Consider the following 23,051-nt stretch of genomic DNA (forward strand, 5'->3'; position numbering starts at 1 on the left):
AAGGGTTTATTTTATAAAACTCAAAGTAAGAGGCTCCTGAGCACGCCAGACCTTCGCTGTGTGTTCGCCCGCTACTAAATTTTGCATCCGGTTGATAAGGTGATCGTCGTCGGAGATTTCGATGCCATCGATTTCCAAAACGACATCGTCGTCTCGGAAACCAAACAGGGCCATCTGACTCTTAGGCGCAACCGTGAGAAGGATCACCCCGGATTTGCTATACATGCCGGCGGCGGAGACTTCCCCATCGGTGGTTAGAGACTTGACATCAGCTCCGAGCACTTGCTTGGTTCTGACCCTGACGGGTCCTCTGTCACCCCTCCTGCCGCCCCCTCTGACGGGCCTAGATTCGTTGGTGACAAACTCCTCCATCTCGTTCGTGACATACACCTCGGGCATCCGAATCGTAGGAAACGCAGCCTGGGCCTTCCGTCGGGCAGAGGTCACACCAAAGCCGGTCATGGGGAAGTTCTGGAATCCGATTCGGAGTGCCGGCGAATCACTAGCCACGCGGAAATCACCCTCCTCGGGCGATAGAAAACGGGCGTTCCCATAAAGACTGTCAGGATCATCCCTCGATTGATCCTGTAATGCCGTTGCGGGCCCCGTTTCCGTTGCGTCCGGGCCGTGGAGGAAGTTGTAATTTCTCGTGCCACCCCAAAGCAGTGGTTTGGTGGACTGATAGCCCTTTCCCCACATTAGGTTCCGTTCATATTGGTCATGGGTGGGCTTGGGATAGGGAACGTTGCAGGTGTATACGTTGCCGATCACGACGTTGTTGGTAAAGGTGCGATAGTAACCCTCACGTGTTTTCAACCCGCCGGTGAGGCAGAGATTATTGTAAACCTGATAGTTGGTGGAACCATCATCCAAATCAATACTCCAGCCATGGTCGCAGTGCATGCGATTGCTGCGGATGATGGTCGTCTGATATGCATCCCAACGGGGACAATTAGGATATCTATTAATCCAGTGAGTAATCATGGGGATGCCATCTTTGTCTTTTTCGGAGGGCCCCGATGTTCCTGCTCGATGCCAGTAGCGATCACGGCCCCAGGAATTGAAGGCGCCATGATCGTGTGTTTCCAAAACGGTCTCAAAGCAATCGTTCCATTCAAGCAGATGACCACCCCAGGTGCCGTCACAGATGTTGATGGCCGCACGCGGGGTATGACTAATGGTGTTGTGGCGTATGGTAATACGCGATGACATCGAGAGGTTAACGCCACTGGTCTGCTTCTCGAAGCGCCCGCATAACGTCATGAGATTATCTTCCACCAGGCAATCGGCTGGATACTCATCGGACTTAGGGCCAATGGCTGTATCCACTTCATCAAGGGGACGTGCCGACGCGCCGTGGCTAAAGGCTGGGTCGCGAACGGCGGCAAAAGATCCGACAAAATTCAAATCGGAAGCGCCGTTGTTCTTGAAGCGGTTGCTGCGAACGGTGACGTTGCGATTGTAGCCATCCACAAAAACGGCATTGCCGCCCAGTTCTTCAAAATCACAGCGTTCAATGACAATGGCTTCAGTGCCCCTAAGATGGACGGCACCGCCGCGATAAATACTCCAGTCGCTACGCAGCAGCGGCTCTCTGGTCTCCATAAAGGTCCGGGCTGTTCCGGTAAATCGGATCCCTTCAATGCGAATGTTCTTCACAGGTCGGGTGGTCTCGTAGGTTTTCACCAGCGTGTGCTCGAGGCGATTGCCACTGTTTAGAATATCCATTTCCGCCACGGGTTGTTGCGTATCCCCATAAATCTCAATCAAGTGCTTGATCTGTTGTACGGCTTCGAAAGAGGCAGAGGCCATGTCCACATTCTTGGCAGGTTGGTAGTAAAGATATCCTTGTTTGGTGTCATGAAACCACTCACCGGGGGCGTCAAGTTCTTCAAACACATTCTCAATCATGCGGTAACTGGCATGAGGCTTGCCTGCTCGATTGTTCTGCCAACCGCCCTCATAGTTGAGAGATCCATTTGCATTCTTACCCAACACGCGATAGTGCTGACTGCCCCAAAGTCCTCCATGCATACCATGCATGAATGCGCCGGTAGGATCTATCCACCCGGCAGCCCTACTATCATCCCAGGCATCGGGCGTACATCCGGTATAAGGAGGGGTTCCAGCCCTGGCACCTCGTTCTGAATTTCCACCGGCCGGCACAAAACCTGCGCCATGGTTGGGATAACGCGCCATATGCTGACGCTCGCCATTGACAAAGAATTGGTCGATAGCCTCGGTCTTTCCCAGTTGCGTACGGACGATTCTATCTTTCCAGGCCTCCCACGCACTCGTAATCCGTTGGGCACCTGTGATAACGACATCTTCATCGACCGCTGCGCGGTAAACCACCGGAGCATCTTCACTGCCGCAGTCGGCCGGGCCCAAGACCAGAGGCTTGCTGAGCCGATACGTACCCGCATGGATTACAACAGCACAGGGCTCCTTGCCCAAGCGACCGGTTTGGCGCAGTGCATCCTGAGCTGCGCCGAGAGTGGCCAAGGGAGAAGACAAGGTTCCCTTATTCATATCATTGCCGTTTGCCGCAACGTGAATCTCCTCCGCAAAAACCGAACAGCCTAGAAACAGAAGGCCAACCACTCCTCCGTACAACCGCCTCATAACACCAGCTCCTTATCGACACGCGTTGTGGAAGGGTAAAAGGTTTCTGATCATCTCCCCGGTTCACTGAACAGCTTCCAAATACAGCTCTTCGGTTCGCTTGCGCAACTTGCCCAGGACCTCAGCATACTCTGGATTGTCAACCAGGTTATTCTGTTCCTGCGGATCTTTTTCCAGATCGTATAACTCTTCAACAGCAGGATTTTGTTCATTGTAGATAAAGTACTTCCAGCGGCCAGTACATACACCCCGAGAACGATACGATTTGTTTTCGGAAATCATCTTAGCATTGAGTTCATCAGCGTTGGGCTTATTCCGCGCACCGTACATCGATGAGATAAACAGGTTCTCCATAAAAACGGCATCACGCCATTGAGACATGTCCTATGTCTGATCCAAGACAGCATGAAAATCGAGGCCCTGCATACTCTTCGGTACTTCAACTCCGGCCAGCGAAAGAATGGTCGGTGCGATATCGACGGAGGAAATCAATGCATTCTCACGACGCCCCCGTTTGGATTCCGGCACCCGTCCGTCAAAGACAATCAGAGGTGCTTTCATGGATTCCTCGTAGAGCAAGCACTTGTCGAACAGACCGTGTGATCCCTGAAAACGCCCGTTGTCGCTGGTATAGATGACGATCGTATTGTCAAGCAAACCCTTCTCTTTGAGCTTGTCCATCATCAGGCCAACTTGCTGATCGACCGTATATCCTTGAGTGGCAAAGCGACGGACCTGCCTGAGATAGAGCTCCCGCGTGGAGGTGCGCTGTACGTGAAGCCGAAAACCTCGCGCATGATCTTTTACAACCAGAGGCAGATCTTCGTTAGCGCCCTCCACCCAGTTGTCAGGTGCCTTGAATTCATAATCCTTAAACTGCTCGTAGTGTGGCATGTTGAAAGAGCAGATGAAAGAACGGACTAGAATTTCAAACGCTTTTCGTGCTTTCGCATCCAATGCAACATCCAATGATCGTTTGCCTACACCGTTTCTGTCGCAAAAGCGCCAATTGGGGACAAGAAAATCGGTAGAATGCTGAAAATCATGTCTCGTTACAGATTTGCTGCGGTGTTTGTCTCACCCTACAAGCACATCCCCTGTGTCATGATGCTGCGATTAGCCGTATCTGCCGAAAACGCCCGGTGAGGTACGATTCCTTTGCACCGATTGGGCTCGATGTGCGAATCAGTGCATGAATAGGGTTTGGCATCCAGCAATAGGCTATCACCAGCCATGAGCGCCGGTCGACTTCGTCGATCAAACCTTGAGGCAATCGTTTGTAATGCCGCACGTCATGATAGAGCTTTTGTCTTCCATCACCGCGGGGGGATCACATGATAAATGGCGTTGGGATATTCAAGACGTGGCAAGCGGCCTGCTGATTTAATCGTTTAACGCTTAGCCGAAGGCGTCAGCTTTTCCATAAGCGGTCGCCTATGGCTTGGCGTTAAACAATCAGTCGAGTCAAACCGATTGAATCAGCAGGCCGCAAGCGGGGCATGATCGGCAGTCCCATTATGAAGGGGAAGCAACCGTCCGAACGGTCTGAAACCCGAAGATCAAGTTTGACCCCCCGCGAAGCGTTTCTCCCGATCAATAGAGTCTGTTGGTGTTGTAGAGATTGAGTGCCTGAATCAAGACTCCTCGGAGTGTTCAAGTGCTGAAGGTGTTTGGCAACCGACAATCGCGGGTGCTTCTTGAATCAGGTCGTCGTTATCGAGGGCTTCGACCATGAACCGTGCGAAGTCGATTCGTCGCGTGCGATTACTCGCTAGCACAGCATCGCCCACATGCCGACTCCACACCGGCAGTCCCTGGCTTTCGCCTTCTTCGAGGTCGCTACCCCGCACAACGGTCCATCGCTTATCGCTGGCGAATACCCGTCGACAGGCTTCCACTTGGTCATCCAGGTCGACGAAACGAAGGAGCTTTGCAATTTTGCCAACCACGCTCAAAAGCAATTTGAACTTTCGCGAATAGACGTCTTGGCCGTCACGCGAAATATGCCAACCGCACGAGAAGATGAGACGCGCCCCGTCATCTGCAAAGTCGAGCACGGCCTGGGCCGTTCCCGATGAATACTGCTGAACGCCCCATGGCACCAGTACCGTCAAGACGCCATCACAACCCGCGACGGCTTTCTCAACAACCGCTCGGTCATTTGTCGCACCCGGAATGATTTTAATGCGGTTTTCAAATCGCTCCAGTTTGTGAACGCTCTTCTGCCGGCATACTCCGACTACTTCGTACCCCCGATCGAGGGCGTGTTGCACCATGTACTGTCCGAGTTTACCTGATGCGCCGAGGATACAAACTTTCTTCATTGAACCACCAAAAATAACGTCGATTGAGCGTCGCTGTAAGTCACGCTCGAAAACACTTCGCGGCGTCCATTCTAGCGAAAACACAAACGTCCGTTACTCTCGTTTTGCGTTAGCCTTTCTCTGTTTTCTCCTCGATATCCCTGAGAGCAATTGCCGTTTTGTTTGGTTCGCTAGGGATTGAATTTTGGAGGATAGGTATAGCCCGGAGCAGGACGTTCGGAAGTCTCCGGGAAGCCGTTAAAGCGGCTGGGCGACAAATCCGAAACGTCCTGCTGGCTACCGTGTTCAATGAAAATTGCTGAAACTTTGGGGGTCCGCTTGGACTTCGCAATAATGGATCGGAGATCCATTGCGAAGTCCAAACGCCCAAAGTTTAGTGTTTGGTAGAAGCTATAAGGGCGACACATTACGATCGATGTGTCGGCCTCCGGCCTGAAAACAATGCGACGTCGGTCGAGAAGTGATCGACGACGTTCACGAATCGCCCGTCGTCGGCACCGAGCAAAGAGGCCGAAGGAGGAGTCCAATATCGCATACAGTCGCTGCCGTCATTTCGGCGAAACACCGTTCCCGGTCAGCAAAGTGATGTTCGATCTGCCTCACTTCTTGCTCCGAGGCATCGAGGGAGTCGCACAAGAGGAACGCTTCGCGGAAGTCTGACTTAAACTTCGGTTTTCCGTCCTTGCTGTTCTTCGATCTTTTTTCATTCGTTTCGCAATTTCACGGATTCCATAGCCTCGCTCTTGCACGTCGCACCAAATTTGCGGATCCGTCTGGGTGAGACAAACCAAATTGCAAGGACAATTCTCTCGAGGTGATCCCACGATAATCAAAACGTGGTTAACGGGGCATGATCGGCAGTCCCATTCTGAAGGGGAAGCAACCGTCCTAACAACCTGAAAACCGAAGATCAAGTTTGACCCCCGCCAAGCGTTTCCCTACCCCCGCCAAGCGTTTCCCCTCCCCCGCGAAGCGTTTCCCTGCCCCTTGCCGGCTGCGTCTCCAACGACTGGCGGTTAAAACGTCGGCACCTCCGGCTGCCGCTCTCGATTCACAGCTTTCATCGCCTCATCAAACTGCTGTAACTCGGCAACCGCAACTTCGAACGCTTCCTTTGCAGCTGCAGAACGCTCTTTCGCCTGCACCACTTCCATGTAGCTCATGATACCTAGCCCAAATTTCTCCTCGACTAAACTCCACATCTCGCGTTTGCTTTCGGACTCTTCCTTCCGGGCTTCGATCGCTCGCTCCATCGTTTCCCGCATCGCTTTGGCGTGCATGTTGTAGAGTTCCATATTTTGGATGGCCCTCTCCAGTCGGTTCTTTTCCTTCATTCGCTCGTAGTTGGGAATCGCTCCTTTACGACGAAGTTCCTCCGCTTGCTTATCAGCAGTCTCCGCTTCCCCAAGCTCCGCTTTTGCCGCTGCGAACTGGCGAGCAAAAGTAAAAATAGTGTCGTTGCTCGATCGTGGCTCAAACAGCTTTGGTGAGCTTATTGGCGATGGAACTGTCTCACCAGGTGCAAACCTAGGTGCATTCGGTTGTGGACTGAAGACCGGTGGTGGAGGAGTTAACTCGCCCTCATCGGTATTGGCAGCGGGAGATGGAGTCAGAGCCGGAGGTGGAGAATTTGGAGCAAATGGATTGGTATAATTCAACGGAATACGTGGTTGCGGAACCGTTTGCCACTGCAGCACCGCTTCTCCCGAAATCAAGTCACCCATTCGACGATCAACAATCTTGTTCTTGTTTTCACTTCGTTGTTGGTGTCGCTCCAAAAGTACACTGAGCCGTTGCCGTGTTTCCGCAAGTTCCCGTTCATGCTCGGCATGCTTTTGATCAAACTCCTTTTCGAGCAACTGGCGCAGTTCCGCAAGCTTTGCCTCGCGGTTCTCGTCATCCGCACTCATCGCCCGTAGTTCTTCCGCGAGTTGAATCGATTTGCGTTCAAGAGAAGAAGGCTCTTGCTTGATCCGAAAATCACCGACAGGCCGGTGCTCAGAGACCCAAATCCTCTTACCCGTCGTCGGATCGGTGACAGGCCGTAGATGCCTTTCCATTCTCTGTTCGTATTGAGTGACATTTTCGGAGCGACTTGCGTTCTCTGGTTCCTCGGCTCGCGATATCGAACCCACGATCAGCATCAAGAGAGCCAGGTAGATCAGACCGGATTTTATCTTCATCGAAGGGTTCCTTTGCTAAGAATCGTAAATGGTGTTCAACGCGTCGTGCTCATTGCGAATAAGCCGCTTCGGATAGTTCATTCAGCCTTTCTTGAATCGTATTCAACTCATGGGTCGCTTTGACGTCGTACCAAACATCCAGCTGAGCATCACGCTGAGGCGGAATCGAGTCCGTCGTGAAGCCTTGCTTTTGTTGTGGCGTATCCGGCATCGTTCCACTGAGAATCCAATATCCAAGAGCAGCAAACGCGACGATTACGACACTCGTCACTACCGTCAAAAAGCGGTTTCGATTCTGCACGAGCGACCGAGGTAATGATTGGGCGTTTGGATTACGAACATGGGCAAGAGCATCGCGGAGCAGCCCGGCAGCCGCCTCGGCACTCTCCGTTCGCTTACGAATCTCGATCTGCATCAACTGCGAAACAAGCGTGTCAAACCAATCAGGCATTCGCTCGTTAATCTCTAAAATGGATCGTGGTTTTGACTCGGAAATCCGGCGAAGTACCGCCAAGGGGCTCTCCGCTCGAAACGGTGGACGACCGGTCGCGAGTGTATACAGGACGCTACCGAGACTGAACACATCGCTGCGGGCGTCAACGGCTTCGCCTTTTGCTTGCTCGGGGCTCATGAATTGCGGAGTGCCAGCGATCATGCCGCTCTTCGTGATCGTGGCATCATCAAGCACTCTTGCCAATCCAAAGTCGCTGATCAAGACGCAGCCATTTCCTTCCTCGATCAAGATGTTCGCTGGTTTGATGTCACGATGGATGACCCCCTGGCGATGGGCGGCTGACAAACCTTCTGCGATCTGAAGACCAATGCTAAGCACTTCGTCGAGCGGCAGTGGACCTTCGCGATCGATTCGCTGTTGCAAATTGCCGCCTTGAATCAAGGGCATGACAATGTAGGGCAAACGGGCAGTCGTCACGACGCTGTAAATGGGCACGATCGAGGGATGGACAATCGCCGCAGCCGCTTTAGCTTCGCGCATGAATCTTTCTCGAGCAGCCCCGACACCCGCCAAATGAGGCGACAAAACCTTGATCGCAACGGGTCGATTCAAGTCGCAATCGGTCCCGCGAAGCACCACCCCCATGCCTCCTTGGCCGATCACGCCATCGACCACGTAATCGTGGATTTGTCCGATTCCATTTTCAGACGGCCGATCAAATAGTGGACGGATCCAATCGAGAGATGCATCAAGGGAGGCATCAAGTCGTTCGCTTGACTGACTGTCGTGTGGCTCCGTTCGACTGGAAAGTACATTGACGGTTTCTTCCCACCAAGGCTTTTCGCCAGCCAACTGTTCCAATCGATTGCGGCACGTTTCGCAGTTTGCGAGGTGTTTCTCGACCACGTCGACTTGCGCTGGAGGCAGCACCTCGTCAAGCAGTTCTTGCAATGTTTCGTCTTCGTAGTGAGGGTTGGCTTTTGCAATCATTCGCTTAGTCGGTTATGCACCAATTCTCGGATTCGTTTCAAAATTCGGCAGCGAGCCACATAGACGGCCCCTTCACCGATCCCCAATTCTTTGGCGACATCCGCGACGGTGCAGCCGTCGACGGACGTTCTCCAGAATGCCATCCAGTTTAGCTCTCCGGTACGGCGGCGAACTTCCGATGCGGCCCAGCGGAACAGTTGTCGTCGCCGATCGTTTTCAAACTCATCTTCAAGCCTCTCGTTGGCCACGATTTCGTCGAGTAGTCTCGCGACACCACTGGAGCCAATCGTTTCGGCCCGAGCGGATTGTTGTCGAAGTCGGTCGATGGTGGCGTTTCGTGTGATGCGGCTGAGCCAACCACGAAACGACCCAGGGTCGTCGACGTCGAATCGCTCGATCGCGGCTGTGATCGACAACAATACCTCCTGGACAATCTCTCGGGCGTCAGCGTCTTGCAATCCTCTGCGGCGGGTCATACGGTAGATCACCGGTTCGTAGATCGCCGTGAATTCAGCCCAAGCGTGCTCGTCACGCGAATTTTGCAATCGCACGAGCAAACTGGGGCGAGTCGTGGGATCGGAATTCAAAACGCTTATCCGCAAACAACCATTATTTAAGAAGATATCCTGTGCTATAGGGTATCACGGATCAAAGGACGACGATCTTGCGCGGCATTCAAAATAAAATGAAAAATGATCGTTTTTCGCTGATTGCATCATTTTTCGCCCTCCCAAAATGCGGTGGGGAGCCATCATCTCAAACGTCATCACGGTTTATTGCCGGGTCGGCGTCGTAAAAGCTCCTTGAAGACAGCCTACAAGAACAATGCCCGGATCGCTTGTATGGCAGAGTCGGTTCGATTGGCTTTCGAGATAGCGAAGAGGCATGCCGTTTGTCTAGCCCGGATGATTCATTAGCCGTTTTGGCGATAGCGGCCTGCCGATTTAATCGTTTAACGCTTAGCCGAAGGCGTCAGCTTTTCTATAAGCGGTCGCCTATGGCTTGGCGTTAAACAATCAGTCGAGTCAAACCGACTAAATCAGCAGGCCGCTAACGCCAAAACGGCTAATACGCAGACTGTTTTTCGAGCAATGAACGTAAACGCTTGAAGGCGTAGACGTTAGCAAAACAATTTGCAAGTCCATGAATCATCCGGGCTAGCGTTGATCGCCGCAGGGGCCCCGCGCGGCGGGAACGAGCGTCCCAGTTCCGCTGCAATCTTCGAGAGTCGTTCATCGATGCCCTGGGGGAACGCTTCGCGGGGGGGTAACCGCATCGGTCAGTTTGATGTAATAAGTAGTTTAAACGCTCGTGACCGACTGCGGTTGATCGGGTGGTTGTCCGTCCGATCAACGACTGTGAGACCAATCGTAGGGGAAGCTATAGCTGGTGTTGGGCAGGTAGTCTTCTCATTTGCAAGTTGCTGAACGGAAACGCCAGTCGCGGGCGCGAGGATTGCCAGCGACGGTCGTCTAGCATCCACGTTGGCGTCCTGCGCGCCAAACAGCAGCATGCACATAAAGTGGCCAACCGTAGTGTGAGTCGAAACATGGATTCACCTAGGCTGCGAACGGTTGAGATAACCGAGTGGCCGCGGTTCATCTTCCATTTGAAAACGCATTGTCGGCCACTCCGCGTTCATCGCTTGGTGATCCGATCACTCGGTCGTGTCTTCACGGCAGTCCATTGCTGCGAGTTCGCCGAGTTCTGCGAACCAACGCTCAACGTAGCGGGGAATTGTCTCACCATAAACCTCGAGGTCACAGTCACCGGAATGATCCCATTCGTAAACGGTAGACGATCCAGAATTTGGCTTTATGCAGTAGCGGTTTCCGCCGCAGTCGCCGCCAATGACAAAAAGTTCACGATCCCACGGCTCCTCGTCTGGACCAAAGACCATTTCTGGATCACGAACTTCTTCGTTTGCAGCAACAACAACATCAGCTTTCAAATAGATGGGAATCTCCAATTCGGTCTCCTCTTTCGCAAATGCCTCCATCAACGCAACCAGAAGACGGGGTGGAGATTTCAGTAGCTGCCGGTAGCCATGTGGCAATTGAACACCGAACGCTTGCTCGATACGTGTAAGATCGTCGTCAGTCATCTGCATTGTTCCATCGGATCACGTCTACATTCACCCAGGCGCGAAAGGTGATTGTCCATTTGAAAACGCCCCGACTTCGCGACTCGGGGGCAATGTTTTTTCATGCGTCGATTTGCGCCGGTGACCAGCCCCAGAGTTTTCCGATTTCGTCTGCAAATCGCCACCAGCAACGTTTCATTTCGAAGTGATTCCAGTCCGTCGCCAAATGCCACGATTCAACCCAAGCAGACAGCATGAATACCTTTTCGATTGGACGCCAGTATATCAGATTCCGTTTTCCAAATGCGGTTGCAATTCGGCCACCGCGATAGTCAAGAAATCCAGATTGAACGCCCGCATCAAAAAAAGAATGACATATCGGGCGTGAATGTCCAAAAATCGTCACGCGATGGCGTTCTGAATCGAGACGCGATGAACCGTAAGCATCGGTAAGGTATCGAGTCCAATCCGGTTTTCGTTCCGATTCCCAAATTAAACCACCGTGTCTAGTCACGCGGATCGTTCGATCTGGTTTGCCATGCCGATTTTTGGTTGACTCACCAGTGATGACTCCATCGGATTCAAGTCGATCCAATGTTGCGACGAGCACTTCGTCATTGAGCCCGTGTTCGGGGTAGTTGAATTGATATGGGAAGATGTCGTTGTAATACATTGAGCGGACGCCGCCCAACATTGCGACTTTGTCTAGGATTAGCAGCTCGGAGTCGGTGAGGTTAGTCGATCCGGTGCGTTCAATTCGTTTTGGCATTTCAGAACGGTTTAGCCTGTAGACGCATAACGTTGCCCGTCAGCGGGCCGGGAAGATTAGGTATTCAATCGCAAAACGCGGGCAAGCCGTGCTCCGGTTCACACAAAGTGGCGCGTAAAAAGGAGAGGAGTCAACTCCAAGTTCAAGCATGGTCCGAGCTTCAACGGCCTAACGCGAGCTCGAAGGATCGGCTCGCTTGCCGCTAGCCCGGATGATTCATTAGCCGTTTTGGCGATAGCGGCCTGCTGATTTAATCGTTTAACGCTTAGCCGAAGGCGTCAGCTTTTCCAAAAGCGGTCGCCTACGGCTTGGCGTTAAACAATAAGTCGAGTCAAACCGATTAAATCGACAGGCCGATAGCCACGGCTGCGTGATTTGCCGTGTGAACCGTGGCTAACGGGCTGTCGATTGAATCGTTTAACGCTTAGCCGAAGGCGTCAGCTTTTCCAAAAGCGGTCGCCTATGGCTTGGCGTTAAACAATCAGTCGAGTCAAACCGATTAAATCGACAGGCCGCTAACGCCAAAACGGCTAATACGCAGACTGTTTTTCGAGCAATGAACGTAAACGCTTGAAGGCGTAGACGTTAGCAAAACAATTTGCAAGCCCATGAATCATCCAGGCTAGGACGCTTGACAAGCAAGCGTAAAGCGACGACATGGTTCTGACTTCCTGACTTCCTGACTTCCTGACTTCCTGACTTCATCGTACTCGTACTCGTACTCAGCAACGCGGTACTCGTACTCGACCCCAGCATTGTACTCAGTCGCAGCCTCGGCGACGACCTCCGAGCGTGCAATCCACCGCGTCAACATTGACGCGATCCGATGCAACATTTGTTTCCCTTGGCGATGGCGTTCAGGTCGCGGGCATGACGATGGAAACCATTGAGATCCTTTGCAATGGTGAACGACGATGCAACGTATTCGATGGAGAGACGATAAACGTCGAGTCGATCGTGGTCGAAGATTGGCTCGGTCATTGGTACCCCGGTTCGAGTAGGAGTATGAGTACCGGCTCCCGTGCATCCTATGATTCGCCGAACCAATAGGTCGTGCTCAAACGACGCACACTGACCTCCCTCGACCGAGCTATTCCATCTGCAAATTCTTTCTTAAGAATTTGATCGCGTAATCCCACCTTCTATTGTAGAAAGCAAGATCCTTCTCGTTCTCAACGGTAAACAAATCGCATTCAAGACCCAATTCATCCGCAAGCTTCTTCAGCTCAAGGCCAAAGATTGGATGATGGATTCCGTCCATCGCGTTTTGCTCTGCAATCTTCGGATCTTTCGACCTCCGGTAGAAGAACAGCATGGGCGGGGCGTCTCGACTGAAATGGTGCATTGGGGAGCACTCTTCGATTAGTTGGTATCTCTCGACCCCGATTTCATCAACGCTCTCGATGGTGTAACCAAACAGCTCCTGCAAACCTTCGCCCCGCCAGGCTTCACCGGGAATGTGTTCCTTGATCCAGCGGAAATCGTAGGTCGTCTGCGCATTAAACAAGACCAGGGCCGATATCTGGGTCGATTCACGCATGACTGGGTCTTTCGCCGCTGGATCTGCACGGTCCGGACTAAAAGCAAGCCACTGCGCTAGACCGGCACCGGCCGAACCGCCTCCAACAGCAATTCGTGATTTATCAATGTTCCATTTTTCTGCATTTCGCCGAATGAACTGCAGTGCCCTGGCACAGTCATGGAAACAAGCCGGGGCGATCGCGTGGTGACTCAAGCGATAATTGAGGGCCACAAAATGAATCCCATTCTTTGTCAAGAATCTTGCGAACAAGCTTCCTTCAGACTTGTCTCCCCTCCTGAATCCCCCGCCATGAATCCAGATCATGCACGGCGCAGGTTTTTCATCTTCCGTTTCGGCCTGGAAAATATCAAAAACATGCCGTTCATGCTCACCGTACCGCACATTTTCATGGTCCGGTCTTACCTGACTTCTCCGTTCAGGACGGACGCCCGGTACCCGTGGGCGGGCAGCTTCCAGTTGCGTTCTATTCGCAGCCCCCCCGAAACCCTGTCGAGGCATCTCGCCGACTCTTGCCCGCATTTCCTTCAGCTTCTTTGCCGCGTCTTTCAGGATCAACTGTCCGTCACCATCCCCATCGAGCCGCTGGAACAACCGATTCGGCCCAGTAAACTCGGCTTTCGTCAACTTGCCATCACCATTCTTGTCATCACGCTGCAACCGCGTTGAAAATTGCTCTGAATCGTTTTGGGCCGGCAAGACAGAGGGCGTCAGTAGTACGCCAAGAATCGTCGCCACGAACCTAGCTGTCATCATGATGCTCCATAATTGAAAGAACCTGTAGTCCGGTGGCAGCATTTTAACAATCTTCCCGGTATCGACGCCATCAACTGATCGCCTTGCCCTCACCTTTGGACACTACATCGCAGACAAATGCAGACAAATTCCGAGTCAGCCAATTGGCACGAATTCGGCGAACGGTAGCCGTCCTTCGGTGCGCGGCCTGGTTCTGACTTCCTGACTTCCTGACTTCCTGACTTCCTGACTTCATCGTACTCGTACTCAGCAACGCGGTACTCGTACTCGTACTCGACCCCAGTATTGTACTCAGTCGCAGCCTCGGCGACGACCTCCGAGCGTGCAATCCACCGCGTCAACATTGACGCGATCCGATGCAACATTTGCTTCCCTTGGCGATGGCGTTCAGGTCGCGGGCATGACGATGGAAACCATTGAGATCCTTTGCAATGGTGAACGACGATGCAACGTATTCGATGGAGAGACGATAAACGTCGAGTCGATCGTGGTCGAAGATTGGCTCGGTCATCGGTACCCCGATTCGAGTAGGAGTACGATTACCGGCTGGCGTCTGAGTACGAGTACGTTGTCACTTCGTGCCAGAACGCCAGCGATAACCGCGTCGGCCAGAGTAAACGCTTCGATGACCGCCAACCGTCGTGCCCGACTGCGGGCGAGTAGATCAGGGTCACTTTGGTTTAGATTACACTTTGTGTTCACTGCTTGCCACCGGTTTCCCGCTTGTGGTGTCACAAGATTCGAACCTTGCCGGATTGACCCTCGCCCCCCTCTCAGATCCGGACGTGCCACTTTCATGGTTATTCGCCGTCAGTTGTCGAACGGCCCGGAACTTGCCCCATCAGCACGCGTGCCCGAGACCGAAGCCTGCTTGTCGTCAGCAGGAAATTTTGCAACCAGGTATTGCTTGGAACCAGTACCAAGTACGGTGATGTCAATCGATACCGGATCTATGCCGTCGATCGCAAATCCAAATTTGTGAAGCCCCTCGGGAAGAACGAAGACGGGCTGAATGTCCCACACCCCAACCATCGCATGCCCCACGAACTTGCCATCAATGGAAATGCTGATTGGACGAATCGCGTCAACAGGCACAACGGCGTTGCCTACCTGAGCCATTGTCTGCTGGCCGTCCATCCTCATAGGCGTATGCGATGAGATGAAGACGATGTGGACGGTTGAGTGCCCTGGGGGAACCGGCGTGTCGGCGAGGCCAGTGCAAGGCGTCAACGCAATCAAAACAATCAGGCCAGAGGGAAGCGATTCATTGCGGCACCACATTTCGAGGTAAGTTCAGGTTTTGGTTTCAGTCCAACAACGCTACGATTCACGGGGCGGGCCGGGAAAGATTGGAACTTCCGTTTGATGACGTGACCCGCTCCGGTGCATCCGCTGGTTTGTCGCGGGTGACTTGTGATGGGGATGCCGAGGATGCTCGCTCTCTTTCATTCGCGTTCATTGACCGGACGACAAAGTCGCTTAGGTTGTGCAAATCACTGCAGGCGGCGGGAGTGCGGTGGTTGGTCCTGCTTACTTGGCTGGCTACTTCGATTGATCATCCGCCGTTTTTAAGGATCCAATCTGTCGCAGCGTCAGGGTGGCTATATCGCGGACCTGCTCGTGTGCATCGGTTTGGGCATCGCGCAGCGCGGCAACCGCGTCCGGCGTTACCTTATCCGGATCGATCTTGGTAAACGCGTAGGTAGCCTCTTTACGGAAACGCCAATCATGGTCGCCCATTGTATCGATTAATGCTTGGACGGCTGCTTCGTTGGGCCCTTCGGGGGCAACCTTGTGGAGTGCAACCGCTGCTCGTATCCGAACCATTATGCTATCATCTTCCAGAGACTTGGTGAGGGCGGGAACCGCCGAGGATGCCACCGGCCCAAAATTCCAAAAGGCCGTCGTTGCCCTAAGTCGAACTGCCGGGCTCTCGTCCCTAAGCGCTGCGATGAGTGGAGTGATCGCGTCCTTTGCGTCTGCCCCAATGTTCCCCATGGCAAATGCCGCAGCTGCTCGAACCACTTCATCGTCGTTCTTCAGTGCGTGCATGAGGACTGGCACGACGGTGTCCGGATCGGCCTCAATTTTGCCGAGTGCGTCAATGCAGTGGGAAAGGAAAAGTGTCTCCTTGCTCGTAAATGTAAAACCATCCGAGATTACGTCCTGGGCAGCAGGGTACGCGGCTTTAGCCTCGACGCTATCGCCAACTGCATCACGCCTACGGTTGATCTTCTCCACTGCTTGAATGAGGAAGGCCGCCGCAAACTTCGCATCTCCTCCAAACTTACCAAGGGACTGAGCCGCGCTAGAACGGACTCGCATGTCGTCGTCTTTCAGGGCTAAGGTCAACGCAAGAACGGAAACTTTCGGATTGAGCCTCAACTGCCCGAGCTTGCTTGCCGCAGCGTCACGAACCTTTGCCGAGCCATCATTCAGATCCTTAATCGCTTTGGCAAATGCTTCGGTTTCTACCGCGTCCTGTCCATTCGCGATGGCGGAAACGTTGATAGAAAAGAGTGACCACAAAACGAGCAACACCAGGACACGAGACAGACATGTACTGCAAGATCCGTCGTTGGATCGAAGACTGAAATTCACTGATTTGCTCCATTTGAAGGGCTTCGCGGGATTGTAAGTATCGATCAAGCGGTTAATGCGCAGTCCGACGAACGGCGGACATCACGGGGAACGGACCTTGTTGATCCACTGCAACGAATGCCGCAATCCGTCCTTCCAAGCATGTCATTGTTCGCCGCTTTCGCAGCGGGTAGTCACCCGCCATGGCGATCGGCGTTGACTAAAATTCTACCAAACGCATCGACCGCAGCAAATCGTCGAATCATCGAGTCCCGCTGCCGTGCCACGCCTATTCGAGTGTTTCAACACGCTCGGGTACGCCATCCTCGGCGGGACCAAATCGTAGCGTGGCGACAGCCCTCTTCACACAGTCTGATTGTTGTAGCACTTGCTTTGCAGCCACGTACAGGAGCTCCGCGTCAGGGCCATACAGATAGATCGTCGCATCACGCATGTCCGGCGTGATATCGTGACCATCGCATTCACCCTCACCAGCTTCTTCGATTGCCTCCGAGAGTTGATCCTCCAGGTCGTGTAGCGCCTTAAGGTTCGTGGATTCGTATTTGAATCGGATGATGACGGAGTGTTCAGACATTGCGGTCCATTCTTGAGTCGGATAACGGCAGGGTTCAGCGAGGCCGCGCAAACGACCCACCATTTCGAAAAAATTGACTCGCGGCCTTATGGTCACCCGCATTCATTCTAATGGCTCCGTGGCAACACTTGGTTCCCCGTCGTATTCGATTCACTCAGTCGCGACTGCACGCTGCGGCAGGTCGAAGTCGTCTGTTACACGCTCAAAGCCCGTCCATTCAAAGCCCGTCCATTCAAAGCCCGTCCATTCAAAGCCCGTCCGTTCAAAGCCCGTCCATTCGCGGGCCAAAAGTCATGGTTTGACGCGAAATTCAAATGTGACCTTTCGGCCGTCTTTAAGTTTCAACTCAAGTAGGTTCAGCCCATCGGTATCGACAGTGATTGAAGATTCGGCGTACTCGATCGAACGCCCTTCAGGCAGTTTGCCGTTCGTAATGTCTGGCAGGGCGATGGATTCACTGAGTTTAAATTTGATTTTGACCGGAGAAGGCAGCGGTTCCCCTTGTTCACTCCTGCTCGAAAATCGGGTGGGGATGCGATCATTTGCAGTCGCCATGCTGAACAGCCACCAAGCAGGCAATAGGAAAACAACGATTGCGAAGAGAGTGGTTTTGGTTTTCACAGTATTACCATTGAATCGTAGTGCGGTGGAGATCAGCCAGAGGAGTTAGCAAGAATCGTGGTAGCGTTCAAGTCTGGATTCATCCGTTGGGGAGCGCCGACGATCACCGCGTCGGCCATCGTAACGCTGACACAGAGTAAACGCTATTGGCCGACCACGGTTTATCGGATGGTTCGCCGCATTTTGTGGTGGGGAAAACACTGGTCACGGCAGCCGAGTCATATCGATTGTTTCGTCGGTTGACAAATTGAATGCAATGCAAGGGTGTGTGCGGGTTGGCTTGGTCCATCAACTCATGACTGTAACGATCCCGCCAACCGGTTTGGATCCACGCAGGATCACATAGCCCCGACGCATCGACATTCTGTCAGGATTGATTTCAAAGGGGCAAATGCGGTCACCATTCACCTCATTTCCCATTTAGGTTCACATAGTGAAGCCCGTAAGCAGGTAGGTGGAATCGTTCACGGGGCACAGGGGAGTCAAACCAAGCGAATTCAAACGCTCTCAATTCGGTCCTCGATCCGTCCGGTCGTTCAATATAGGAAGTGGATTTCGTTGGAATCATAGCGCCCAGGACCTGTCTTACGTCGCTGCGAGTTGTCCCAAGCTTCACCCCACCCGAAGTAATCCCTTCGTACTGCATTGGAATCCAGCCCGTTTCACGAGGATGGAACTGAATCGTTATCTGCTCAAATATGATCGGGAGCCCATCGTCTGTTTCCGACTTGGAATCATTGATGCTAACCTTGACTTCAAGTTGTCCATTCTTCCGCTCGTTCCATTCTTCGATTATTGTCCCTTGTTGGGTCAATAAGACGTCAAGCGGAAGGTGATTTACATTCAGTGGTTCATGCTGCAGTTGCCTCGCAAGAATGACGGAATCCTGCACTGGCGCACACTCGCCCACATTCTCCGATGCAAATTCTTTTGAACGAGACTTGTAGAGCGACCAATGATCATCAACACTCTCTCTCCGCAATTTGAACATATATGAAGAATTTTCCCCGACAATAGATAGCTTGTCTCCAGACACGCAACCATCGAACGAAAAGTACGACGTGCTCGATGCATCTGGAGCTACTCGTCTCTTGGAATCAGGATCGATTCGAAATGTTTTCAGCACGGTGGGCTGGAATTCTGTGCGAAACCTCTCACAGAACGCCACGATCTCGGAAACCTTCCCATTTGGCGATTCGTCACCGATGACCGACACGGGGAAGATCCAAGCACAAGCTACAAGAACACTGAATAGCGTCCAAAGATTTCGAGGCATTTTGAACTCCAGATTGACCATGGGAAAGGGACCGCTTCACTCTTCAGTCGGCGAATCGTTGGCGATAACCGAGTCGCGGCGATTGATTTTCTATTGGCAAAGACGACGACTCAGCGACTTCGGTTGATCGCTTGGTTATGTCGCGCCTTCGCTGTCATATTGTGCCGGTTTCGTTTCACGCAACTTCTTGAGCTTTGCTCTACGATTGAAGAACCAGCCTATCCCAGCGAGAACGATGAGCCAAGGAGTAAAAGACAACCATGGTCTAAAGTTGAGTGAAGGGTTAAGCGGATCGCCCGCAATAGCGAAAATTGTATCTGAGTTTATTAGGTTGCCTCTCATGATTTTTCGATGGACCAAGAGATTTTCGTCGATGATTTCGGCAGTTTTATCGAGGTTGCAAAAATGAGATGCAACGTATTTTGATCGTATCAAGCCCGTCGATTGATCTTCAACATAAGAGTTTTCATAGGCATACACCTTGCTGTCCAATCCTGCGTGTTGCATATATAAGACATGATCGAAGTCCTCGGAATCGTGAACTTCACCGTCATGAATGTGCACCGTTGGAAAGAATAGGTCGTCGGTTGCAGATTGAAACTCGAAGGCCATCGGGTGCGGTTTCAACAATCCAGCTGCCAACTGGAATACAGCAAATCCAAAGTTTTTGTATTCGGGGATACTTGCCCATATCTCATTTGGCAAGGTGAACTGGGAGTCAAGGCGATCGAAGTCCGCTATGGTTGGCACGAACGAAGCGATGTAGTTGCCGACCTCGACCACCTCGAGTTCGTGGCGAGACGTGGGATCGAAGGGAGCAGAACAGCCGATGCTCGGCGGTGAATGGAATGGAAATCCATCCGACAAGTCGTCGAAGAATGCTTCGTATTCCTTCAAGTTAATGAAGTTGAGCGTTTCAGCGTTGGCCGGTTGTTTGACTGGAAGAGGAAGAATCATCGCGTTTTGCTCGCGCGATTCGTAATTCATTTGGTACGCCAAGAACTGCGTGCTCGTGCCGCTAAGCCGAGCGAAGATCTGCGTGTTGTTCACGGAGATGACGGGTTGGGAGAAGCAACACATGGGAGTTCATCCGAGCGAGATAACGGCAGCGGTAACGGGGCCGCCGCCAAAAAACTATGATTTCAAAACCCGCGTCATCGGAGGCTCCCGTTCACCGCATGGCTATTTGCGGATCCAATGAATTGCGTGCCTACGCGAACAATCGTTCCAAAAAAATCAACTTCCAAGCTAAATCCTCACCTTCGAAGCCAACCATCCGACAAAGCTACCCAGCAATCCACAAACAGGCAGACCGACAATTACGATGATAATACTGCCGATGATCACTGCATACCTACCCACTCCGCAGAGACCATGCTCTGGAGGCGATGCAGCCGTAAAAGCCGAATTGCGATAGAGTAGATGGACCACAAAGATAATTGGAGCGGCGGCACCGCTAATGCCCCCCGCCGTGACCCAAATCCAGGTCGCGCGCGGCACACATGTGTAGGCATCGTCGCGGCTCTGTACTGCAGAGCTTTCGTATGGGGTGGCAGCGTTCATTTCACGAGTTTTTGAGCAAATAACGTCACCCGTCACCGTGGGCGGACGATTGAGTTTCTATTCGAGTATACGCGTTTCATCAAGTGATTGAGCGATTGCGGTACGATGCTTAACAAATCGAAGAATCGTGCACACACCATCAACGATGATGCCAAGAACCGCCCCAACAATCGCACCGAGAGACAAACACACCATCACTTCGATATGGCCCTTGTCGAGATGATAGATCAGATCGGGGTTGAGATCGGCAAAAATGCTCCAAGTAACACCGCCCAACAATCCGATGGCCGCGCAGATACCGAAGCACCAAAGAAAGATGCGTGGCGGTCGAACTGCAATTCTGTCAGCGGGAGAAACTGTCATCATCCAACGAACGCTGGCGGTAACGGGGCCGCCGCCAAAAAACTATGATTTTACAACCCGCGTCATCGGTGACTCCCGTTCACCGCATTGTTCGTCGCCGTGTGGATATGTGGGTTGTCGGTTACGAGCGTCGTTTACGCATCCGATTCCGTTGCTGGAAATTGATCTCCATGTTCACCATTCGGCGGCACGATGATCATTTTAATGTCTTTGGCCCGGACCAAGAAGCGAGTGCTGGCCTCGTCTTCAAAGATGACCATACCATTCAATTCCCATGGAAGATGAGTCTTCATCGATTGGGAGTTTGTGAACCCGATAAATCGTACACGTTCGAACGGTTTTCGGCCAGCAACGTGAACTGTCGCGAGCGTGTCTTTCTTCAGAACACCGCGTACTGCGATTGTATCCGGCTTCTCGCCGCCAGTAATCCACGATAGTCCGCGATAGAACAGTGTCAGCAGAACGACCGCACCAACGATGGCTGCGGCAATTCCGCCCGCAATGCTGATCGTCTCGACAAATGGATGCATTCAGTTCTCGCGTGCTTTCGCTTGTGGTTCGTTCATGCAGATAAAGATGAGACGACGAACGTTTGGGATAACGTGGTCGGACAAAAAAAACGTTTAGATTGCCGTGAGTCGTCGTGGCGACTCCCGTCCACCGCTTGGAGATCCGCCGCAAATCATATTTGGTCGGGTATGCAGCTACGTCGGGTATGCAGCTACGCCGAGTACCTCCTAACGGAAAAGACAGTATAACGAGCGAAGCAACTTTTTGCAGCAACCGTCCGTGCATCAATCACGAGATGCGTGGTCAGAAATTACCAGCTCTGCAATCGCCTGTAGTTGAGAAAAATAGACGCGAACGTCCGATGGCAAATTGGCCGACAGCGCAGTTTTGAGGTCGTCGCTGCATTCACGCAGTATGGCAACCTTTTGCGGTGGTAGTTTCGTCTTGGACGAAAGGTATGAGTCGATGCATCCAGCTGTGAAGGTATCTGTCGACAAAAAACGCGACTCCCGTCCTCCCGTGCACAAGCAAGCGTAAAGCGATTTCATGGTTCGCTGGCGTTCATTGCACCGGAAAGGAATTCCCAGTTGGTTGGAAACGCCATGCCATTCATTGTCATCCATTTTCCGTCTTTGAACCAGACCTCGACCATGCAACCATCGCGTTCATAGATCTCGACAAGATCTGGGCCCGAGATTGGGCCGTCCACCGAATCCGATGTCCCATAGTGATCGCCAAGCATCGCATAGCGGGGTTGCCCAAGCAGTTCTTCAAGTTGTTGTCGGTTGGCACACTCCAGTGCAGATTGGAGCAGTAAACCGGATCTCTCGACGCGGACATCGTACTGACGACGAAGTCGTTTGGCGAAGAGGCTGGCGAAGGGGACCACCGCGTGCATCCAAAATGGAGCATCAAGCGGTGGACGCTCGGATCGAGGACTCAAGTCCGAACGAGGTTCGATCATCCATTTAGTCCAGCGAACGTCGGCGATTCACCGGGTCGGCCCGATTGGTTTTGGTATTCCGCAAGACGTCGTGGCCGACTCCGGTGCAATCGATGGTTCTGGCTCGTCCACGCCATCGTACTCGTACTCAGCCTCGCGGTACTCGTACTCGTACTCGACGGGCGACTCGGACACCGATTCGCCGCGAGCTATCAGACGAGTGAGCATCGATACGATCCGCTTGAGCAGTGATTTGAGTTCGCGATGACGTGCGTCGTTCAATCCTTCGGTCGCGGCAAGCACATCCTCAATGGCAGCACATTCCAATGCCGATCCACGGGCAATGTCGAGAAAGCGATTGCGATCCTTGAGGCTACGTTTGCCGTTGCCCTCAGCGATGTTCAGCGGAATCGATTGCGCGGCGCGTAGCCATTGGTCTCGGGCGTGGCGATGAAGACCGTCCAGCGATCCGGTGACGTTGAACGACAATGCGACGTAATCGATCGCGAGGCGATAAACGTCGAGTCGGTCGTGGTCGAAGACGGGTTCGGTCATCATGGTTCGTTTCGAGTAGGAGTACGAGTACCGGGCTGCGCCCTGAGTACGAGTACGATTTGATGCCAGAACGTCACGCGTCACCCGGCACGCGCGAAAGATTTTCAACTTCTAAACCGCCCGACTCGCGTGCTCCGTTGCACATACTCTTAGGTGGACTGATTGGATTTTTAAACGAAAATGGCTTCTCTCGATGTAATAAACGAGCTGAATCACGAGGATTCGCTCACTTGGTGTTAATGGTCGTAACCAACAATTTGGACATCGTGGTTCGACAATACATGCGAAAGAAGCCTCATGAATTCTACTGCAATCTCAATG

25 protein-coding genes and 1 pseudogene are annotated in these 23,051 nt (G+C 52.6%); 2 read left to right on the top strand and 24 right to left on the bottom strand.

What is annotated here, in order from left to right; genetic code table 11:
- Window positions 1-6: 6 nt before the first annotated feature.
- The 3 genes and pseudogenes from Q31b_RS12250 to Q31b_RS12260 all read right to left on the bottom strand — a co-directional run bounded on the left by Q31b_RS12250 (window position 7) and on the right by Q31b_RS12260 (window position 4,949).
- Window positions 7-2,625: a PDZ domain-containing protein gene (locus Q31b_RS12250; protein ID WP_146599935.1), complete on the bottom strand. Its 2,619-nt coding sequence runs from the start codon at window positions 2,623-2,625 to the stop codon at window positions 7-9.
- Between the two features lie 63 nt (window positions 2,626-2,688).
- Window positions 2,689-3,519 (bottom strand): annotated as a pseudogene (locus Q31b_RS29640) (sulfatase/phosphatase domain-containing protein).
- A gap of 740 nt (window positions 3,520-4,259) precedes the next feature.
- Window positions 4,260-4,949 (bottom strand): NAD(P)-dependent oxidoreductase, encoded by a 690-nt coding sequence (locus Q31b_RS12260; RefSeq protein ID WP_146599936.1) that lies wholly within the window; start codon window positions 4,947-4,949, stop codon window positions 4,260-4,262.
- A gap of 441 nt (window positions 4,950-5,390) precedes the next feature.
- On the opposite strand from Q31b_RS12260, the gene Q31b_RS12265 reads away from it, so the two are divergent.
- Entirely contained in the window at window positions 5,391-5,609 is a 219-nt protein-coding gene (locus Q31b_RS12265; protein WP_146599937.1) for a hypothetical protein, read from the top strand.
- 356 nt (window positions 5,610-5,965) lie between these two features.
- On the opposite strand, the gene Q31b_RS12270 is transcribed toward Q31b_RS12265, so the two are convergent.
- The 6 genes from Q31b_RS12270 to Q31b_RS28995 form a co-directional block, all read right to left on the bottom strand.
- Window positions 5,966-7,132: a hypothetical protein gene (locus tag Q31b_RS12270; protein ID WP_146599938.1), complete on the bottom strand. Its 1,167-nt coding sequence runs from the start codon at window positions 7,130-7,132 to the stop codon at window positions 5,966-5,968.
- 49 nt (window positions 7,133-7,181) lie between these two features.
- On the bottom strand, window positions 7,182-8,576 hold the full coding sequence (locus tag Q31b_RS12275) for a serine/threonine-protein kinase (protein ID WP_146599939.1): 1,395 nt from the start codon (window positions 8,574-8,576) through the stop codon (window positions 7,182-7,184).
- Window positions 8,573-9,163: an RNA polymerase sigma factor gene (locus Q31b_RS12280; protein ID WP_231617509.1), complete on the bottom strand. Its 591-nt coding sequence runs from the start codon at window positions 9,161-9,163 to the stop codon at window positions 8,573-8,575. Before Q31b_RS12280 ends, Q31b_RS12275 begins: the two co-directional genes overlap by 4 nt.
- A 1,070-nt stretch (window positions 9,164-10,233) precedes the next feature.
- Window positions 10,234-10,680, bottom strand: a complete 447-nt coding sequence (locus tag Q31b_RS12285; protein WP_197171417.1) for an SMI1/KNR4 family protein — start codon at window positions 10,678-10,680, stop codon at window positions 10,234-10,236.
- Window positions 10,681-10,780: 100 nt separating this feature from the next.
- Window positions 10,781-11,428 carry a hypothetical protein gene (locus tag Q31b_RS12290; RefSeq protein ID WP_146599942.1) on the bottom strand — a complete coding sequence of 216 codons (648 nt, stop codon included), beginning with the start codon at window positions 11,426-11,428 and terminating at the stop codon, window positions 10,781-10,783.
- 622 nt (window positions 11,429-12,050) lie between these two features.
- On the bottom strand, window positions 12,051-12,242 hold the full coding sequence (locus Q31b_RS28995) for a hypothetical protein (RefSeq protein ID WP_231617510.1): 192 nt from the start codon (window positions 12,240-12,242) through the stop codon (window positions 12,051-12,053).
- On the opposite strand from Q31b_RS28995, the gene Q31b_RS29000 reads away from it, so the two are divergent.
- Window positions 12,242-12,478: a hypothetical protein gene (locus tag Q31b_RS29000; RefSeq protein ID WP_231617511.1), complete on the top strand. Its 237-nt coding sequence runs from the start codon at window positions 12,242-12,244 to the stop codon at window positions 12,476-12,478. The two genes, Q31b_RS28995 and Q31b_RS29000, sit on opposite strands and share 1 nt — an antisense overlap.
- A gap of 40 nt (window positions 12,479-12,518) precedes the next feature.
- Here Q31b_RS29000 and Q31b_RS12300 read toward each other — a convergent pair whose 3' ends face one another.
- The 15 genes from Q31b_RS12300 to Q31b_RS12370 form a co-directional block, all read right to left on the bottom strand.
- On the bottom strand, window positions 12,519-13,595 hold the full coding sequence (locus Q31b_RS12300; protein ID WP_231617512.1) for an alpha/beta hydrolase: 1,077 nt from the start codon (window positions 13,593-13,595) through the stop codon (window positions 12,519-12,521).
- Window positions 13,596-13,813: 218 nt separating this feature from the next.
- Window positions 13,814-14,068 (bottom strand): hypothetical protein, encoded by a 255-nt coding sequence (locus Q31b_RS29005; protein ID WP_231617513.1) that lies wholly within the window; start codon window positions 14,066-14,068, stop codon window positions 13,814-13,816.
- Complete coding sequence (locus Q31b_RS29010; protein WP_231617514.1) at window positions 14,062-14,235, bottom strand: hypothetical protein; 174 nt, start codon at window positions 14,233-14,235, stop codon at window positions 14,062-14,064. The genes Q31b_RS29005 and Q31b_RS29010 overlap by 7 nt, the downstream gene beginning before the upstream one ends.
- Window positions 14,232-14,426: a hypothetical protein gene (locus Q31b_RS12310; RefSeq protein WP_231617515.1), complete on the bottom strand. Its 195-nt coding sequence runs from the start codon at window positions 14,424-14,426 to the stop codon at window positions 14,232-14,234. The genes Q31b_RS29010 and Q31b_RS12310 overlap by 4 nt, the downstream gene beginning before the upstream one ends.
- A gap of 108 nt (window positions 14,427-14,534) precedes the next feature.
- The gene (locus tag Q31b_RS12315) at window positions 14,535-15,005 is read right to left on the bottom strand and encodes a hypothetical protein (protein WP_146599944.1); all 471 of its coding nucleotides are present in this window, start codon (window positions 15,003-15,005) and stop codon (window positions 14,535-14,537) included.
- Between the two features lie 261 nt (window positions 15,006-15,266).
- Window positions 15,267-16,325 carry a HEAT repeat domain-containing protein gene (locus Q31b_RS12320; protein ID WP_146599945.1) on the bottom strand — a complete coding sequence of 353 codons (1,059 nt, stop codon included), beginning with the start codon at window positions 16,323-16,325 and terminating at the stop codon, window positions 15,267-15,269.
- Window positions 16,326-16,593: 268 nt separating this feature from the next.
- Window positions 16,594-16,899 carry a hypothetical protein gene (locus tag Q31b_RS12325; RefSeq protein WP_146599946.1) on the bottom strand — a complete coding sequence of 102 codons (306 nt, stop codon included), beginning with the start codon at window positions 16,897-16,899 and terminating at the stop codon, window positions 16,594-16,596.
- A 291-nt stretch (window positions 16,900-17,190) separates the two neighbouring features.
- Complete coding sequence (locus tag Q31b_RS28200) at window positions 17,191-17,520, bottom strand: hypothetical protein (RefSeq protein WP_197171420.1); 330 nt, start codon at window positions 17,518-17,520, stop codon at window positions 17,191-17,193.
- Window positions 17,521-17,929: 409 nt separating this feature from the next.
- Entirely contained in the window at window positions 17,930-18,796 is an 867-nt protein-coding gene (locus Q31b_RS12340) for a hypothetical protein (RefSeq protein ID WP_146599949.1), read from the bottom strand.
- A gap of 135 nt (window positions 18,797-18,931) precedes the next feature.
- Window positions 18,932-19,846, bottom strand: coding sequence for a hypothetical protein (locus Q31b_RS12345; protein WP_146599950.1), 915 nt, complete (start codon window positions 19,844-19,846; stop codon window positions 18,932-18,934).
- Window positions 19,847-20,044: 198 nt separating this feature from the next.
- Window positions 20,045-20,359: a hypothetical protein gene (locus Q31b_RS12350; RefSeq protein ID WP_146599951.1), complete on the bottom strand. Its 315-nt coding sequence runs from the start codon at window positions 20,357-20,359 to the stop codon at window positions 20,045-20,047.
- 57 nt (window positions 20,360-20,416) lie between these two features.
- Window positions 20,417-20,725, bottom strand: coding sequence for a hypothetical protein (locus Q31b_RS12355; protein ID WP_146599952.1), 309 nt, complete (start codon window positions 20,723-20,725; stop codon window positions 20,417-20,419).
- 131 nt (window positions 20,726-20,856) lie between these two features.
- Window positions 20,857-21,252, bottom strand: coding sequence for a hypothetical protein (locus Q31b_RS12360; protein ID WP_146599953.1), 396 nt, complete (start codon window positions 21,250-21,252; stop codon window positions 20,857-20,859).
- 524 nt (window positions 21,253-21,776) lie between these two features.
- Window positions 21,777-22,196, bottom strand: coding sequence for a hypothetical protein (locus Q31b_RS12365; RefSeq protein WP_146599954.1), 420 nt, complete (start codon window positions 22,194-22,196; stop codon window positions 21,777-21,779).
- A gap of 27 nt (window positions 22,197-22,223) precedes the next feature.
- Entirely contained in the window at window positions 22,224-22,733 is a 510-nt protein-coding gene (locus Q31b_RS12370) for a four helix bundle protein (RefSeq protein ID WP_231617516.1), read from the bottom strand.
- Window positions 22,734-23,051: the final 318 nt, after the last annotated feature.

This window comes from Novipirellula aureliae (assembly GCF_007860185.1).
Classification (GTDB): Bacteria; Planctomycetota; Planctomycetia; order Pirellulales; family Pirellulaceae; genus Novipirellula_A; species Novipirellula_A aureliae.

What these genes read in the sequence shown, in the direction of transcription:
- Q31b_RS12350 (WP_146599951.1), bottom strand. Translation starts at nt 20,359, where the DNA reads ATGAACGCTGCCACCCCATACGAAAGCTCTGCAGTACAGAGCCGCGAC.
- Q31b_RS12290 (WP_146599942.1), bottom strand. Translation starts at nt 11,428, where the DNA reads ATGCCAAAACGAATTGAACGCACCGGATCGACTAACCTCACCGACTCC.
- Q31b_RS12270 (WP_146599938.1), bottom strand. Translation starts at nt 7,132, where the DNA reads ATGAAGATAAAATCCGGTCTGATCTACCTGGCTCTCTTGATGCTGATC.
- Q31b_RS12365 (WP_146599954.1), bottom strand. Translation starts at nt 22,196, where the DNA reads ATGATCGAACCTCGTTCGGACTTGAGTCCTCGATCCGAGCGTCCACCG.
- Q31b_RS12340 (WP_146599949.1), bottom strand. Translation starts at nt 18,796, where the DNA reads ATGCCTCGAAATCTTTGGACGCTATTCAGTGTTCTTGTAGCTTGTGCT.
- Q31b_RS12260 (WP_146599936.1), bottom strand. Translation starts at nt 4,949, where the DNA reads ATGAAGAAAGTTTGTATCCTCGGCGCATCAGGTAAACTCGGACAGTAC.
- Q31b_RS12265 (WP_146599937.1), top strand. Translation starts at nt 5,391, where the DNA reads ATGCGACGTCGGTCGAGAAGTGATCGACGACGTTCACGAATCGCCCGT.
- Q31b_RS12355 (WP_146599952.1), bottom strand. Translation starts at nt 20,725, where the DNA reads ATGATGACAGTTTCTCCCGCTGACAGAATTGCAGTTCGACCGCCACGC.
- Q31b_RS12250 (WP_146599935.1), bottom strand. Translation starts at nt 2,625, where the DNA reads ATGAGGCGGTTGTACGGAGGAGTGGTTGGCCTTCTGTTTCTAGGCTGT.
- Q31b_RS28995 (WP_231617510.1), bottom strand. Translation starts at nt 12,242, where the DNA reads ATGTTGACGCGGTGGATTGCACGCTCGGAGGTCGTCGCCGAGGCTGCG.
- Q31b_RS29010 (WP_231617514.1), bottom strand. Translation starts at nt 14,235, where the DNA reads ATGACCGAGCCAATCTTCGACCACGATCGACTCGACGTTTATCGTCTC.
- Q31b_RS12325 (WP_146599946.1), bottom strand. Translation starts at nt 16,899, where the DNA reads ATGTCTGAACACTCCGTCATCATCCGATTCAAATACGAATCCACGAAC.
- Q31b_RS12275 (WP_146599939.1), bottom strand. Translation starts at nt 8,576, where the DNA reads ATGATTGCAAAAGCCAACCCTCACTACGAAGACGAAACATTGCAAGAA.
- Q31b_RS12315 (WP_146599944.1), bottom strand. Translation starts at nt 15,005, where the DNA reads ATGTGGTGCCGCAATGAATCGCTTCCCTCTGGCCTGATTGTTTTGATT.
- Q31b_RS12285 (WP_197171417.1), bottom strand. Translation starts at nt 10,680, where the DNA reads ATGACTGACGACGATCTTACACGTATCGAGCAAGCGTTCGGTGTTCAA.
- Q31b_RS12370 (WP_231617516.1), bottom strand. Translation starts at nt 22,733, where the DNA reads ATGATGACCGAACCCGTCTTCGACCACGACCGACTCGACGTTTATCGC.
- Q31b_RS12360 (WP_146599953.1), bottom strand. Translation starts at nt 21,252, where the DNA reads ATGCATCCATTTGTCGAGACGATCAGCATTGCGGGCGGAATTGCCGCA.
- Q31b_RS29005 (WP_231617513.1), bottom strand. Translation starts at nt 14,068, where the DNA reads ATGTTGACGCGGTGGATTGCACGCTCGGAGGTCGTCGCCGAGGCTGCG.